We start from the raw sequence: 15,410 nt of genomic DNA, 5'->3' as shown, positions 1-15,410 counted from the left end.
TGCGGGATCATGTGGTCCATGACCGAGGTGTCCTCGCTCACAGGCCGGCTGCTCGTGGCCACACCGGCCCTGGCGGACCCGAACTTCGACCGCGCGGTGGTGCTGCTCCTCGACCACGACGAGAAGGGCTCGCTCGGCGTTGTCCTGAACCGCCCGACGCCGGTGGACGTCGCCGACATCCTGGAGGGCTGGGGGGAGCTGGCGGGCGCGCCAGGTGTGGTCTTCCAGGGCGGTCCCGTCTCGCTGGACTCGGCGCTCGGGATCGCGGTGATCCCCGGTGAGAAGGGGGCGCCGCCGCGCGCCGCCCGGCGGCGGACCGGTGCGCGGTCCCCCGTCCCCGCGGACCCCATCGGCTTCCGCCGTGTGCACGGCGCGATCGGCCTCGTCGACCTGGAGGCCCCGCCGGAGCTCCTCGCCGCGGCCCTCGGCTCCCTGCGGATCTTCGCGGGCTATTCGGGCTGGGGCCCCGGGCAGCTGGAGAACGAGCTGGCGGACGGCGCCTGGTACGTGGTCGAGTCCGAGCCGGGTGACGTCTCGTCGCCGGACCCGGAGCGGCTGTGGCGGGCGGTGCTGCGGCGCCAGCGCAGCGAGCTCGCGATGGTGGCGACCTATCCGGACGACCCGTCGCTGAACTGACGGGACTGGTGCAGGTACCGCTCGGCCAGCGGATGGGCGTCCCTGGCGGGGATCGCCAGGTGCACGGTGACGGACGGGGCGTTCTTCAGGCGTACGCAGCGCAGGGACGGGTGGGTGTTCCTGCGGGCCACCGGCTCGGGGGCGATGCCCACCCCGTGCCCCGCGGCCACCGCCTCCAGCCACTCGTCGAGGTTGTCGGCGGTGCAGGCGAGCCGGGGCCGACGCTCCGGGGGCCACAGTTCCGGTCTTGTCGTGCCGGTCACCGTGTTCACGACCAGCGGCAGATCGGCGAGCTCCGACCAGTCGACCACGCGGCGCCCCGCCAGCTCCGCGGCCCCGCGCGCGACGACGGCGACGCGCGGCTCCCGCAGCAGCACCCGGGTGCGGACCGCGGCGCCGGACGGCACGTCGCCCCGTACGACCGCGACGTCGCACGCGCCCGACAGGAGCCCGGCGAGCGGCTCGTCGCGCCGCACGAGCCGCACCCCCGCGCCGGTCGCCGCCTTGAAGGCGTGGACGAGCTCGGCGCAGGCCTGCGGCAGGAGCGAGGTGAATCCGAGCCGCAGGAGGGGCGGCTCGCTGCCCGCGGTGCGCAGCGCCCCGTCGATCCGGGAGAGCAGCGGCGCCAGCTCGTCGCGCAGGCGGCTGCCTGCCTCGGTGAGTTCGACGCGCCGGGTGGTCCGCTCCAGGAGGCGGGTGGCGAGGGCGTCCTCCAGGGCCCGCACGGTCCGCGTGAGCGCGGGCTGCCCGATGCGCAGGGCCGCGGCGGCGTGCGTGAAGCTCAACTCGTCGGCGACGGCGAGGAAGCCTCGCAGGTGGCGCAGCTCGACACCGTCCGGTACGTGATCCATGCCGCCCCAGCATAAATGAGCGCCGCAGGCATTTCCCCCGGGATGCGGAGGGTGCCTACGTTTCCCACTCGTCGCCCGAAGCGGCGCGAGGAAACAGGGGAGTTGAGCGCTGTGCGCAAGGTGTGGCTGTTGATGGTGGGGTCCTTCACGCTGGGGCTCGACGCCTATGTGATGGCGGGGCTGCTGCCGGTGGTCGCCGACGACCTGGGGACGACCGTCTCGCTCGCCGGGCAGATGGTCACCGTCTTCACCCTCGCGTACGCGGTGAGCGCGCCGCTCGTCGCCGGGCTGCTCTCCGGGGTGCGGCCGCGCGTGCTGATCGTCGCCTCGCTCGCCGTCTTCACGCTCGGCAACGGGCTCACCGCGCTCGCGCCGGGGCTCGCCGTGCTGCTCGTCTCGCGTGCGGTGGCGGGGGTCGGCGCGGGGGTCTACTCGGCGCTGTCCACCGCGGCCGCCGCCTCGCTCGCGGGGGAGGAGCGGCGCGGGCGGGCGCTCGCGCTGGTGATGGGCGGGATGAGTTCGGGCACGGTCCTCGGGGTGCCGCTCGGCGTGCTGCTCGCCGACCACACGTCGTGGCGGGCCACGATGTGGCTGGTGACGGGGCTCGGCGCGGTCGCACTCGGCGGTCTCGCGGTGGGGCTGCCCGAGGTGCCCGCCGCGCCGTCGGTGCCGATGCGGGCGCGGCTCGCGGCGCTCACCGACCGGAAGGTGCTGCCCGTCGTCGGCGTCTCCTTCCTGGGCGCGGTGGCGAGCCTCGGCCTCTACACCTACCTCGCGCCGGTGCTCGACTCGTCGGGCGGCGTGGGCGAGGGGCAGGTGGCGCCGTACCTGTGGGCGTGGGGGATCGGCGGCGTGCTCGGCAGCGTCGTCGCCGGGCCGCTCGTGGACCGCACAGGACGGGTGTTCGCCCTGGTGACCGGGATCGTCGCCACCCTCGTCGTCGCGATCGGCGTCCTGCCGCTGCTCGGCGCCGCCGCCTACCCCGCGCTCGTCGTCTGGGGCGCCGCGGGCTGGGCGTTCCAGGTCCCGCAGCAGCACCGCCTCCTCGCCCTGCGCGCCGGACGCGGCACGGTCGCCCTCGCCCTCAACAACTCCGCGCTCTATCTGGGCAGCGCGGTCGGCTCCGGGGCGGCCGGGCTCGCCCTCGCGGGGGGACTCGCACCCAAGTACCTGCCCTGGGCGGCGGCCGCGGTGGCGGCGGCGGGCCTGGCCCTGCACCTGCTGCACCGGGCCCCCGCGCAGCCCCCGGCCGCCGCCTCACCCGACACTGCCGCTGCCGGGACGCCCCGGGCGTGAGTACCCTTGGCCGTTATGAGCACTCTTGAGCCCGAGCCCGAGCGCGGGGCAGGTACGGGGACCCTCGTTGAGCCGGCGCCGCAGGTGTCGCACGGTGACGGCGACCACGAGCGCTATGCGCATTACGTCCAGAAGGACAAGATCATGGCGAGCGCGCTCGACGGCACGCCCGTCGTGGCGCTCTGCGGCAAGGTGTGGGTCCCCGGCCGCGACCCGAAGAAGTACCCCGTCTGTCCCATGTGCAAGGAGATCTACGAGTCCATGGGTGCGGGCGGCGACAAGGACAAGGGCGGCAAGGACGGCAAGAAGTAGTCCCTTCCGGTCCTTGACGAGACCCCTTCACGGCCCCTGACGAGACCGGTTCCGGTCACCCGACGAGGCCACTCGCCCGAGGGGCGTTGCGCCTGCCGCAACGCCCCTTTTGCGTTGTGCAATCGCGTGACAGCCTACGGTTTCATGACCTTTGAGCACCTCATCCCGGCGCCCGCACGCGCCGAGGCCACGCAGAGCTCGTCCTTCGTCATCGACGCCGCCACGACCCTCTGGGCCGGGCCCGGCACCGAGTCCACCGAGCGGTGGCTGCGGGCCGCGCTCGGCGGCGCGCTCGGTCTGTCCCTCCACAACGGCTCCGACGGCGCCGCCAACTCCCTTGCCCTGCGCGTCGACGACTCCCTGGAGCCGGAGGCGTACCGGCTCACCATCGACAGCGACCGCGTCGAGATCCGCGGCGGCGCGGCCGCCGGTGTCTTCTGGGGTGCCCAGACGCTGCGTCAGCTCGTCGGCCCCGACGCCTTCCGCCGCGCCCGGCTGCGGCCCGGCGGCGCCGAGGTGTCCGTTCCCGCGGGCGTGATCGAGGACGCGCCCCGCTTCGGCTGGCGCGGCATGATGCTCGACGTCTCCCGGTACTTCATGCCGAAGGACGGGGTCCTGCGCTACCTCGACCTGCTCGCCGCGCACAAGCTCAACGTCTTCCACTTCCACATCACCGACGACCAGGGCTGGCGCGTGGAGATCAAGCGCCACCCCAGGCTCACCGAGGTCGGCTCCTGGCGGTCCCGCACCAGGTGGGGCCACCGCGCCTCGCCCCTCTGGACGGAGCACCCGCACGGCGGTTACTACACCCAGGACGACATCCGCGAGATCGTCGCGTACGCGGACTCCCTGCACATCACCGTCGTCCCGGAGATCGACATCCCCGGGCACTCGCAGGCCGCCATCACCGCCTACCCGTACCTCGGCAACAGCGACGTCGTCGACACCGAGGCGATGACGGTCTGGGACAGCTGGGGCGTCAGCCCGAACGTCCTCGCCCCCACCGAAGACGTACTCCGCTTCTACGAAGGGGTCTTCGAGGAGATCCTCGACCTCTTCCCCTCCACCTTCGTCCACGTCGGCGGCGACGAGTGCCCCAAGGACCAGTGGAAGGCCTCGGCCACCGCGCAGGCCCGCATCAAGGAGCTCGGGGTCGGCGACGAGGACGGGCTGCAGAGCTGGTTCATCCGGCACTTCGACCGCTGGCTCGCCGACCGCGGGCGGCGGCTCATCGGCTGGGACGAGATCCTGGAGGGCGGCCTCGCCGAAGGCGCCACCGTCTCCTCCTGGCGCGGCTACCGGGGCGGCATCGACGCGGCCAAGGCGGGCCACGACGTCGTCATGTGCCCCGAGCAGCAGGTGTATCTGAACTTCCGGGAGGACGGCGGCCCCGACGAGCCGATGCCCATCGCGTACGTCCGCACCCTGGAGGACGTCTACCGCTTCGAGCCCGTCCCCGACGAGCTCACCGAGGAGGAGGCTGCCCACGTCCTGGGCACCCAGGCCAACGTCTGGACCGAGGTGATGGAGCACCAGGGACGCGTCGACTATCAGGTGTTCCCGCGCCTCGCGGCCTTCTGCGAAGTGGCGTGGCGGAAGCTGCCCGCCCCCGCCGAACGGGACTTCGCCGACTTCGAGCGGCGAATGGCCGCCCATTACCCGCGACTTGACGCCCTGGGCGTCGACTACCGGCCGCCGAGCGGTCCGCTGCCGCGGCACCAGCGCCCCGGCGTGCTCGGACGCCCGATCGAGGGGCCGCCCCCGAACCTGTGAGCAGGGCCCCGGGCGCGTGCTCCCGGCGGCCCACGCCGGGAGCACGCGCCGCCGGAAGCCGTGCGAAATCGCCACATCCGCCTGGTTCGCGGACGAATGCCTCCTAGCGGACCCCCGCGTCGGGGCCCGGGGAAGATGTGCCAGAGTTGCCACGTCCGGGTTGTGAGCACGTACCGTACGGCGGAACAGGCGTAACGGTGACACGTCGCGAAACGGCGAGCGCTTCACCTACGCGATGTACGTGGAGTACGCGGCCGGGCATCGGGAAGGGGCAGCCGGTTTTGAGCACGCACGCACCGCAGGCGGCACAGACACCGCAATCGGTGACGCTGCCCGCCACGCTGGACGAGGCAGTGGCGGCACTCGCCGCCATGCCCGCCGCCGTGCCCGTCGCCGGTGGCACGGACCTGATGGCCTCGGTCAACTCGGGACAGCTGCGCCCCGCCGCCCTCGTCGGCCTCGCCCGCATCAGTGAGATCCGCGGCTGGCAGTACCAGGACGGCCACGCCCTGCTCGGCGCCGGTCTCACCCACGCCCGCATGGGCCGCCCCGACTTCGCCGCGCTGATCCCCGCCCTGGCCGCCGCCGCGCGCGCCGCGGGGCCGCCCCAGATCCGCAACGCGGGCACCCTCGGCGGCAACATCGCGTCGGCCGCGCCGACCGGCGACGCGCTGCCCGTCCTCGCCGCGCTGGAAGCCGTGCTGATCATCGCGGGACCCGGCGGCGCCCGCCGCGAGATCCCCGTCTCACACCTGCTCGCGGGCATGGAGATGCTCCGCCCCGGCGAGCTCATCGGCTTCGTGCGCGTGCCGCTGCTGCACGCCCCCCAGGTCTTCCTCAAGGCGACCGGACGCACCGGCCCCGGCCGGGCCTCGGCCTCCGTCGCGCTGGTCCTCGACCCCGCGCGGCGCGGGGTGCGGTGCGCGGTCGGCGCCATCGCGCCCATGCCGCTGCGGCCGCTGGAGGCCGAGGAGTGGGTGGCCTCCCTGATCGACTGGGACGGGGAGCGGGGCAGCCTCGTCCCGGAGGCGGTCACCGCCTTCGGTGAGTACGTGGCCACCGCGTGCATCCCCGACCACCCCCCGGCGGCCGACGGCACCGAACAGCCGCTGGCGCCCGCCGTACTGCACCTGCGGCGCACCGTCGCCGCGCTGGCCCGACGAGCACTGGGGAGGGCACTGTCGTGAGCGACGACCGGCACGATGAGAACACGGCCGACGGCGGCGGCTGGCAGCCGCACCCGCAGGGCGAGTACGACTCGGACGCCACGGCGTTCGTACAACTCCCCGAAGGCATGCTGGACGCCCCGCTCGCCGCCCCCGGGCACGGCTACGTACCGCCGCAGATAACGGTCAACCCCACCACCGCGGCCGCCACCGACCCGGCGGCCACCGGCGCCTGGGTCATGCCGCCCGAGGTGACGGGCGCGGTCCGCTGGCCCGAGGCGGGCGCGGGCACGGCCCAGGAGCAGCCGGAGCCGCACGCGCACGCGGAGCCGCACGCGCACGCTGATCCGCACGCGCACGCGGATCCGCACGGGTACGACCCGCGGGCGACCGGCCAGTGGAGCTTCCCCGAGGCGGAGCCCGCGGGACAGCAGCAGGCCTACGGGCAGGAGTACGGCCACCAGTACGGCCAGGCGGCACCGGCTCCCGCGCCCGGGGTTTCCGACGTCACCGGGCAGTGGTCGATCCCCGTCGCAGATGGTGATCTGCCGGACGAATCGGGCGAGTTCACGGCGTCCTCGCTCGCCGCGCAGTGGGGCGGCACGCCGCCCGCGACGCTGCCCGGCGGCGCGGCCGCGCCCTGGGCGACCGGGGCGGGCGCCGGTGCGCCCTGGAGCACGCAGTCGCAGGAGGTCGTGCACGAGCCCGTCCTCGACGTTCCTCAGGAGAGCTACGTCCAGGAGCCGGAGCCGCAGCCCCAGCCGGTCGCGGAGCAGGAGCCCCAGGCCGAGAGCCGGTTCGAGAAGACGCAGTTGCTGCGGGCGATCAGGGTGCCGTCGGAGGAGCCGCCGGTCGCGGAGCCGGAGCCGGAGCCCGAGCCGGTCGAGGTCGTACCGGACCCCGAGCCGACCGTGGAAGCCCCGGAAGAGGTCGAGCCCGAGGACGTACTCGACGTACCCGACGTACTCGACGCACCGGTCGAAGCGGACGCAGCGCTCGAAGCGCTCGAAGCGACCGCCCCGGACGAGACCACCGAAGCCGAAGCCGAAGCCGAAGCCGAGGTCGAAGCCTCCGTCGTCACCGACCCCGACCCCGCCGAGCTCGACGCCACGGAGCCCGACCCCGACCCCGAGCCCGCCCTCACCCCCCTCCACGACGACCACCCCCTCGTCTCCTACGTCCTTCGTGTGAACGGCACCGACCGTCCCGTCACCGGCGCGTGGATCGGCGAGTCCCTGCTCTACGTCCTGCGGGAGCGGCTCGGTCTCGCCGGGGCCAAGGACGGGTGCTCGCAGGGCGAGTGCGGGGCCTGCAACGTCCAGGTGGACGGCCGTCTCGTCGCCTCCTGCCTCGTCCCCGCCGCGACCACCGCGGGCAGCGAGGTCCGTACCGTCGAGGGCCTCGCCGCCGACGGGCAGCCCTCCGACGTGCAGCGCGCGCTCGCCGCGTGCGGAGCCGTGCAGTGCGGCTTCTGCGTGCCGGGCATGGCGATGACCGTGCACGACCTCCTGGAGGGCAACCCCGCTCCCAGCGACCTGGAGGCCCGCCGCGCCCTGTGCGGCAACCTCTGCCGCTGCTCCGGCTACCGCGGTGTCCTCGACGCCGTGCGCGAGGTCGTCGCCGAGCGCGAGGCGACCTCGACCGCCGCGGCCGAGGCCTCGGCGCAGGACGAGCACGACCACGGCCATGAGCACGGGCACGGGCACGGTCATGCGGACGCCCGCATCCCGCACCAGGCAGGCCCTGGCGACGGCGGCGTCCACCCGACCGCGTACGACGGCGGACCCGGACCCGGACCCGAAGGACCGCAGGGCCCCTACGGCCAGGACGGAGGCCACGCGTGAGCACCGAAGCCACCACCGCGACCACGCCCGCCCCCGACCGTCAGGCGGCCGAGCCGCCGCCGCGCGGCATCGGCGCCTCGCTGCCGTCCGCGGAGTCCCGCGTGAAGACGGAGGGCACCTTCCCCTACGCCGCCGACCTGTGGGCCGAGGGCCTGCTGTGGGCGGCGGTCCTGCGCTCCCCGCACGCGCACGCCCGCATCGTCTCCGTCGACACCAGCCACGCCCTGGAAATGCCGGGTGTCCGCGCGGTCGTCACGCACGAGGACGTCCCCGGCGAGCAGCTGCACGGCCGCAGGACCGCGGACCGGCCGGTCTTCGCCTCCGATGTCGTACGCCACCACGGCGAGCCCATCGCCGCCGTGGCCGCCGACCACCCCGACACCGCACGGATGGCCGCCGCGGCCGTCATCGTCGAGTACGAGGTGCTCGAACCGGTCACCGACCCGGAGAAGGCCTTCGAGGCCGAACCGCTGCACCCCGACGGCAACCTCATCCGCCACATCCCGCTGCGGCACGGCGACGCCGAGGCGGCGGGGGAGCTCGTAGTCGAGGGCCTGTACCGCATCGGCCGCCAGGACCCGGCGCCGATCGGCGCGGAGGCGGGCCTCGCGGTGCCGCGCCCCGACGGCGGCGTGGAGCTGTACATCGCCTCCACCGACCCGCACGCCGACCGCGACCGGGCCGCCGCCTGCTTCGACATCAGCCCGGACCGCGTGAAGGTGGTCGTCACGGGTGTGCCGGGCGCGACCGCCGACCGCGAGGACGCGGGCTTCCAGCTTCCGCTGGGCCTCCTGGCGCTGCGCACCGGCTGCCCGGTCAAGCTCACCGCGACCCGCGAGGAGTCCTTCCTCAGCCACGCCCACCGCCACCCGACGCTCCTGCGCTACCGCCACCACGCGGACGCCGAGGGCCGTCTGGTCAAGGTGGAGGCGCAGATCCTGCTCGACGCGGGCGCGTACGCGGACACGTCGTCGGAGGCGCTGGCCGCGGCGGTCTCCTTCGCCTGCGGTCCGTACGTCGTGCCGAACGCCTTCATCGAGGGCTGGGCGGTCCGTACGAACAACCCGCCCTCCGGGCACGTCCGTGGCGAGGGCGCACTGCAGGTGTGCGCCGCCTACGAGGCCCAGATGGACAAGATCGCCAAGAAGCTGGGCGTCGACCCGGCGGAGCTGCGGATGCGCAACGCCATGGCGACCGGCGACATCCTGCCCACCGGGCAGACCGTGACGTGCCCCGCCCCGGTGGCCGAACTCCTCGCCGCCGTGCGGGACGCCCCGCTGCCCGAGCTGCCCAAGGACACCCCCGAGGACGAGTGGCTGCTGCCCGGCGGTCCCGAGGGCGCGGGCGAACCGGCCGCCGTCCGGCGCGGCGTCGGCTACGGCCTCGGCATGGTCCAGCTCCTGGGCGCCGAGGGCACGGACGAGGTCTCCACGGCCACCGTGAAGGTCCACGACGGCGGGGCGACGGTGATCTGCGCGGCCGTCGAGACCGGCCAGGGCTTCACCACGCTGGCCCGCCAGATCGTCCAGGAGACGCTGGGCATCGAGGACGTCCGCGTGGCGCCCGTCGACACCGACCAGCCGCCCGCGGGCCCGAGCTGCCGCGGCCGCCACACCTGGGTGTCGGGCGGGGCGGTGGAGCGCGCGGCGAAGATGGTCCGCACCCAGCTCCTGCAGCCGCTCGCCCACAAGTTCGGGATGTCGACCGAGCTGCTCCAGATCACCGACGGCAAGATCACCTCGTACGACGGCGTGCTCTCCACGACCGTCACCGAAGCCCTGGAGGGCAAGGAGCTCTGGGCCACGGCCCAGTGCCGCCCGCATCCGACCGAGCCGCTGGACGAGGCCGGGCAGGGCGACGCCTTCGTGGGCATGGCGTTCTGCGCGATCCGCGCGGTCGTCGACGTCGACATCGAGATCGGTTCCGTGCGGGTCGTGGAGCTGGCCGTCGCGCAGGACGTGGGCCGCATCCTCAACCCCGCCCAGCTGAAGGCCCGCATCGAGGCGGGCGTCACCCAGGGCGTGGGCGCGGCGCTCACGGAGAACCTCCGCACGCCCCGCGGTCTCGTCCGCCACCCGGACCTGACCGGCTATGCGCTGCCGACCGCCCTGGACACGCCGGACATCCGCATCGTGAAGCTGGTCGAGGAGCGGGACGTCGTGGCGCCGTTCGGCGCGAAGGCGGCCAGCGCGATCCCGGTCGTGACGTCACCTGCGGCCATCGCCTCCGCGGTCCGCGCGGCAACGGGCCGCCCGGTCAACCGCCTCCCGATCCGCCCGCAGGCGGCGGTCGCGACGTGACGCTCCCCGGGAGCGCGGTGCTGGTCGTCACCGGCATCATGGCGTCCGGCAAGTCCACGGTCGCGCAGGCCCTGGCCGAGCGGCTGCCGAAGGCCGTGCACGTGCGGGGCGACGCGTTCCGGCGGATGATCGTGTCGGGCGGGGTGCCGTACGAGGGTGTGCCGGGCGGTGCGGGCGAGGCCCAACTCCGGCTCCGCTACCGGCTGTCGGCGTCGACCGCCGACGCGTACGCCGACGCGGGATTCACCGCAGTCGTCCAGGACGTCATCCTGGGCGAGGAGCTGAAGACGTACGTGGACCTCGTGCGCACCCGCCCTGCGTACGTCGTCGTGCTCGCCCCGCGCCCCGAAGCGGTCGCCGCCCGCGAGGACGCGCGCGGCAAGACGGGGTATGGCGCGTGGACGGTCGAGGACCTGGACGCGATCCTGCGCGAGCGGACGCCGCGGCTCGGACTCTGGCTGGACAGCACGGAGTTGACGGTCGAGGAGGCCGTGGACGCGATTCTCGCGGGGCTCGACGAAGCCCGGGTGGTGTGACTCCACCCGGGCCCCGTCGTGCGTGTTACTTGCCGTAGTAGGCGTTGTGCAGGGACACGGACGACTTGTTGCCGTCCTTGTCCGTGATCCTGACGCGGAGCGAGACGCCCTTGCCCTTCGCCGGGTTCTGCACGGAGACCTTGCCGTCCCGGACGGTGACCTTCTTCCAGGTGCGGCCGTCGTCGTACGAGACGTACACGGCAAGGGACTTGAGGTTCCCGGGACCTGCCGCCGCGCCCTCCACCGTCACCGGGACGGACTGGGTCGCCCCCGCCGGGGCGCGGCTCGCCAGGTCCAGCTTCGGGGTGAACCGTGCCGTGGAGGCGGGGAGTTCGGTGCGGTTCGCCGTCTTCGCGGAGCGGAACGTCCAGGAGGCCTCGACGCGTGAGGAGGCCGTGGCCACCTTCGGGTCACGCCGCACGGACGCGGTCAGCCGGTACTCGGCGTCGCCCGCAGGCACCTCGAACGTCTCGGCGCCGGTCACCGCGTCCTTGTTCTCGGCGATCTTCGTGCCGTTGCGGTAGAGCGTCGACTTCTCCGCGGAGTACGCGCTCCAGCCCGGGTGACCCTGGCCGTCGGCGACGACGGGGATGCGGCCGCCCAGCTTGTTGCCCTCGCGGAAGATGCCGTCGTCGGGGGCGTTCAGGGCGGGCCCGAAGGCTCCGGTGTTGAAGGTCTCCGTATAGCTCCGGCCCGCCTTGAGGGCCCGGGGAGCCATCTCGTAGAAGCCCTCGAAGGCCGGCTCGCCGTCCTCGTCCTTGTCGCCGTACTGATCGAAGCCGATGCCCCACTTCGTGGCGCCGAGCGCGGTCGCGTGCACGGTCGTGGTGCGCGGCAGCTTCTCCGGGTCGAAGATGTGCGAGATCCCGCCCGCCTCCGGGAGGTATCCGGCGACGGCGAGGGAGCCCGACCGGCCCGGGGCCGAGGCACCGGAACGGACCTTGACCGTGGCGAAGTCGGCGCGCTTCAGGTGCTTCGTGTAACCCGTCGAGAGCTTCTTCACCATGCCGCCGACGAGCATGTCGTAGCGGGTGCCCGCCCCCTTCGTCCAGGTGCCGAGCCACTGCTCGCTGAAGCCCTCGGGGACCTCGGGGCCGAGGTGGGCGGTGCGCAGGCCCTTGAACGTGGCGTTGGTGGGGGAGGACTCGTAGCCCTTGTAGAGGTAGCGCGGCTCGCCCGACACCGGTTTGGCGGCACGGTCCGGGACCGTGATGTCGACGGGCTTCGCCTTGCGGGCGTCGAGCGTCACCGTCATGTTCTTGTCGACGGCCAGGCGGGGCTGGAGGAGCCAGTCGGTGCCCTTGTCGGCGTCGTCCGGGTCGACGTGGATCGACCAGTCCAGGAGGTAACTCCCCTTGGCCACCCGGACCTTGGTGGTGGTGCCCTGTGGGAAGAGGTTGAGGCCCTTGTCCTTGCCGGTGATAGCCGACATCGAGGAGTCGTGGTGCGCGGTGGGCCGCCCGTCGCGGCCGATCGTCTTCAGCGTCACGTCGTACCGCTCGATCTCGCGCTCCACGGTCGCGGCGGTACGGACCGTCTGGCCGCCGCCTTCCGCGACGACGTACGCGGAGTAGGAGCCGTCGACGGTGCCGCCGGGTCGTGTGTCCGCGGTGAGGTCGACGGAGGCGGTGCCGCCCGCGGGGACGGTCACCTTCTTGGCGCCGAGGGTGAAGAACCCGGCGGGGGCGGGGTTGCCCTTCGGGTCGGTGGCGGTCGTCGTCAGGTCGAGGGTGATGTCGTCCTTGCCGAGGTTCTTGTAGGTCACCTTCTTGGTGACCGGCTTGTCGTCGGTGTGCGGCCACTTCTGGAGGCCGTAGTTGAGGGAGACGGGTTCGGCGACGACGGTCTGCTTGATGGCCTTGTCGACGGCGATACGTCCCGAACCCTGCTGGAACGGCGTGTACTTGCCGCCCTTCGTGGAACCGGTGAGCGCGCCCTTGAGCTCGTCGTGCTTCCACTCCGGGTGCTGCTGCTTGAGCAGGGCGGCGGCGCCCGCCACGTGCGGGGTCGCCATCGACGTACCGGAGATCGTGAGATAGCCGTCGGGGTTCTGGCCGACCTCCTTCTCGATGACGGAGCCGGGTGCGGCGGCGGCCGTGATGTCGACGCCGGGCGCGGTCACGTCGGGCTTGATCGCGCGGTCACCGTTGCGCGGGCCCTGGCTGGAGAAGTCGGCGAGCTTGTCGTTGTCGTCGACCGCGCCCACGGTGAGGGCGGCGTCCGCGCTGCCGGGGGAGTTGACCGTCTTGGCGGCGCCGTCGTTGCCCGCGGCGATCGCGAAGAGGACGCCCTTGTCCTTGGAGAGCTTGTTGACCGCGGCTTCCAAGGGGTCGATGCCGGGCTGGTCGTAGCCGCCGAGGCTGAGGTTGATGACGTCGGCGCCCTCTGCGGCCGCCCAGTCCATGGCGGCGAGCACCCCGGAGTCCTCGCCCTCGCCCGCGTCGTCGAGGACCCTGCCGTTGAGCAGCTTGGCGCCGGGCGCGACGCCCTTGAGCCTTCCGCCGGACTTGGCGCCCGTCCCGGCCGCGATGGACGCGACGTGGGTGCCGTGGCCGTAATGATCCGCGGTGCCCGGAGAGGTGGAGAAGTTCTTCTCGGCGAGGATCTGGCCCTCGAGGTCGGGGTGCGTGGCGTCGACGCCCGAGTCGAGGACGGCGATCTTGACGCCCTTGCCGTCGTACCCGGCGGCCCACGCCTTGTCGGCGCCGATCTGCGGGACGCTCTTGTCGAGGGTGGCTTTACGGGTGGCGTCGGGCCAGACGTGGCTGATGCCGTCCTTGCTGCTGGTGAGCGCCTTCCACAGGGCGGCGGCGTCCTGGGGCGGGGTGGTGAGGGCTTCGGCGTTCAGCGTCTTCAGGGTCCTGCGGACGGTGGTGTCACCTGCGGCGCGGACGTCGGCCTTGGCGGTGGTGACGGCGGTGCGGGATCCCGTGTAGCCGACGATGAGCTTGAGGCTGCTCTTGAACTTCTTCAACTCGGCGGTGTCGAACAGCCGTTGGTCCACCGTGCCTTCGGCGATCAGGCGCCGTGCGTCGGAGGGCAGGACGAGTGTGTGGCCGTTCGGCAGGCGCTGGGTCCGCACGGGTATGTGCGCACGGCCCTTCGCGGGCCGGAAGGCGGTGACGCGCCCCGAGCGGTCGAGGGTGACGCGGTCGCCGGTGAGGAGGGTGAGGTTTGTGGTCTCTGTGGTCTCTGTGGGCCCTGTGAGGTCTGCCCCTGCCGCCGGGGCTTTGGTGGTCGTCGGTGTGGCCGACGCGGGGCCGGTCGTGCCCGCGGCAAGGGCCATGGCGGCGGCCGCGGCGACGGTGGCCGCGCCCGCTCTCTTGGCGTGGTTGCGCAAGTTCTCCCCCTGGAATCGTGGTCCGAGGTGCTGTCCGGGGAGTATGCAGAGCGCCGGGCCGCGTGCCGAACTCCGTTACCGAATCGGCTAGTTGGGGTTACACGTCCGTGTGGTTCCCATGAGATTCTGAGAGATGGTTCACGGGAACCCGTGGGTTCGGGCCCGTCCCGCCACGCGTCCCCGGGCGAGCTACCAGATCTCTTCGTCCATGAACTCCGCGGCGCTCAGGACGGACGGCGGGACCGCCACCGGCGTCACCGACAGGAGCCCGCGATCCTCGGGATGCGCCACCGCCGAGATGCGGTACTCGTCCGGCCCGGGCCGCGCGACCGCCAGTTCGAGCAGCCGGGGTTCGCTGCCGTAATGCGTGTAGCCCGCGGTCCAGTCGTTCCTGCGCCAGCCTTCGCGGGCGTATCCGATGACGCGGCACGACCACTCCCGCCCGTCGTCGTCCCCCTCCCGGCACTGGAGGTCGACGCGGATCTCCAGCTCGCCCCGGTGCCGGTCCGCCGTCCGGATCTTCAGGGTCCTGGTGGCGCCGGGCGCGGTGTGCCGCCAGGTCAGTACGCCGTCGTCGGCGGCGTCGACGATGTCGGCGGGCTCGCCGTTCAGATGTACCGATACGCGGGCCTCGGCCACGGGTGAGCCGCCGGTCTGCTTGATGACGGCGATGATGTCCGGTGAGCCGTTGCCGTGCTGGACGTCGGTCTCCCGGACGGCAAAGACCGGGCTGTCGGCCTGGTCGCGCATGACGCGCTCGTGAGTGAACTGCTCGCGCAGTAGCTCCACTTGGGCGAGTGCCGCGCGGGCCTGCAGGTCGGCCGCGCGGGAGGCCTGTCTGGCCACCACGACCTGCCAGGAGGCGATACAGGCCGCGGATGCGGCCACCAATGCGCTGCCCGCCGCGATGTAGTCCCCAGTTTCCACAGGCACCCCCGTCCCATACTGACGCGGGAAACGCGAGAGGGGTGGCCCCTTGTGAGGGACCACCCCTTCGGTTGCTGCGGTGCGGCGCGATGACGCCGCTGTGGAGGCCGTGGCGGGATTCGAACCCGCGTTACTGGATTTGCAGTCCAGCCCCTGAGCCTCTCGGGCACACGGCCAAGTCGCCGACTGAACTCGTCGACCTGACTCGTTGAACGTAGCCGTGGCCCTGCGGCCGCCTCAAGCGATCACGGGGTGCCGCAATGGGACTGCCATACGGCGTTCACGAAAGGGGTGACCTGGTCGTACCGCGACCGCTGCTGTCACCGTGGCCGCTCGGTGTCTTTGATGGTTGCCGGGGCCGCCCGGTTTTTTGCGGAGTGTGGCGGTTCCGGGCCGGGAGTAAAGGGCGCTCCTGCGTCGCGTCGGCTG

Annotated in this window: 11 protein-coding genes and 1 tRNA gene; 8 read left to right on the top strand and 4 right to left on the bottom strand. The window is 73.0% G+C overall.

What is annotated here, in order from left to right; all coding sequences use genetic code 11:
• Positions 1-18: 18 nt before the first annotated feature.
• Complete coding sequence (locus tag ABZV77_RS38765) at positions 19-636, top strand: YqgE/AlgH family protein (RefSeq protein ID WP_356267421.1); 618 nt, start codon at positions 19-21, stop codon at positions 634-636.
• Here the strand turns inward: ABZV77_RS38765 and ABZV77_RS38760 are convergent.
• Complete coding sequence (locus ABZV77_RS38760; protein WP_356267419.1) at positions 609-1,487, bottom strand: LysR family transcriptional regulator; 879 nt, start codon at positions 1,485-1,487, stop codon at positions 609-611. The two genes, ABZV77_RS38765 and ABZV77_RS38760, sit on opposite strands and share 28 nt — an antisense overlap.
• Before the next feature lie 111 nt (positions 1,488-1,598).
• Between ABZV77_RS38760 and ABZV77_RS38755 the strand changes: the two genes are divergently transcribed.
• The 7 genes from ABZV77_RS38755 to ABZV77_RS38725 all read left to right on the top strand — a co-directional run bounded on the left by ABZV77_RS38755 (position 1,599) and on the right by ABZV77_RS38725 (position 10,714).
• The gene (locus tag ABZV77_RS38755; protein ID WP_356267570.1) at positions 1,599-2,783 is read left to right on the top strand and encodes an MFS transporter; all 1,185 of its coding nucleotides are present in this window, start codon (positions 1,599-1,601) and stop codon (positions 2,781-2,783) included.
• A gap of 15 nt (positions 2,784-2,798) precedes the next feature.
• Complete coding sequence (locus tag ABZV77_RS38750; protein ID WP_356267418.1) at positions 2,799-3,095, top strand: DUF3039 domain-containing protein; 297 nt, start codon at positions 2,799-2,801, stop codon at positions 3,093-3,095.
• A 144-nt stretch (positions 3,096-3,239) separates the two neighbouring features.
• Positions 3,240-4,868, top strand: a complete 1,629-nt coding sequence (locus ABZV77_RS38745) for a beta-N-acetylhexosaminidase (RefSeq protein WP_356267416.1) — start codon at positions 3,240-3,242, stop codon at positions 4,866-4,868.
• 281 nt (positions 4,869-5,149) lie between these two features.
• Positions 5,150-6,055, top strand: coding sequence for an FAD binding domain-containing protein (locus ABZV77_RS38740; protein WP_356267414.1), 906 nt, complete (start codon positions 5,150-5,152; stop codon positions 6,053-6,055).
• A complete protein-coding gene (locus tag ABZV77_RS38735; protein ID WP_356267412.1) occupies positions 6,052-7,878 on the top strand; it encodes a (2Fe-2S)-binding protein in 1,827 nt (608 codons plus the stop codon). Before ABZV77_RS38740 ends, ABZV77_RS38735 begins: the two co-directional genes overlap by 4 nt.
• Positions 7,875-10,178: a molybdopterin cofactor-binding domain-containing protein gene (locus ABZV77_RS38730; protein ID WP_356267410.1), complete on the top strand. Its 2,304-nt coding sequence runs from the start codon at positions 7,875-7,877 to the stop codon at positions 10,176-10,178. The genes ABZV77_RS38735 and ABZV77_RS38730 overlap by 4 nt, the downstream gene beginning before the upstream one ends.
• A complete protein-coding gene (locus ABZV77_RS38725; RefSeq protein WP_356267408.1) occupies positions 10,175-10,714 on the top strand; it encodes an AAA family ATPase in 540 nt (179 codons plus the stop codon). Before ABZV77_RS38730 ends, ABZV77_RS38725 begins: the two co-directional genes overlap by 4 nt.
• Positions 10,715-10,739: 25 nt before the next feature.
• Here ABZV77_RS38725 and ABZV77_RS38720 read toward each other — a convergent pair whose 3' ends face one another.
• From ABZV77_RS38720 to ABZV77_RS38710, 3 genes are all read right to left on the bottom strand, one after another.
• Positions 10,740-14,000: a S8 family peptidase gene (locus ABZV77_RS38720; RefSeq protein ID WP_356267568.1), complete on the bottom strand. Its 3,261-nt coding sequence runs from the start codon at positions 13,998-14,000 to the stop codon at positions 10,740-10,742.
• A 243-nt stretch (positions 14,001-14,243) separates the two neighbouring features.
• Positions 14,244-14,981 (bottom strand): hypothetical protein, encoded by a 738-nt coding sequence (locus tag ABZV77_RS38715; RefSeq protein WP_356267406.1) that lies wholly within the window; start codon positions 14,979-14,981, stop codon positions 14,244-14,246.
• 101 nt (positions 14,982-15,082) lie between these two features.
• Positions 15,083-15,157: transfer RNA gene (locus ABZV77_RS38710), tRNA-Cys, on the bottom strand.
• Between the last annotated feature and the right edge of the window lie 253 nt (positions 15,158-15,410).

Origin of the sequence: Streptomyces sp. NPDC004732 (assembly GCF_040609235.1) — a bacterium.
Lineage (GTDB): Bacteria > Actinomycetota > Actinomycetes > Streptomycetales > Streptomycetaceae > Streptomyces.
This window is presented reverse-complemented; position numbering and strand designations above follow the sequence as displayed.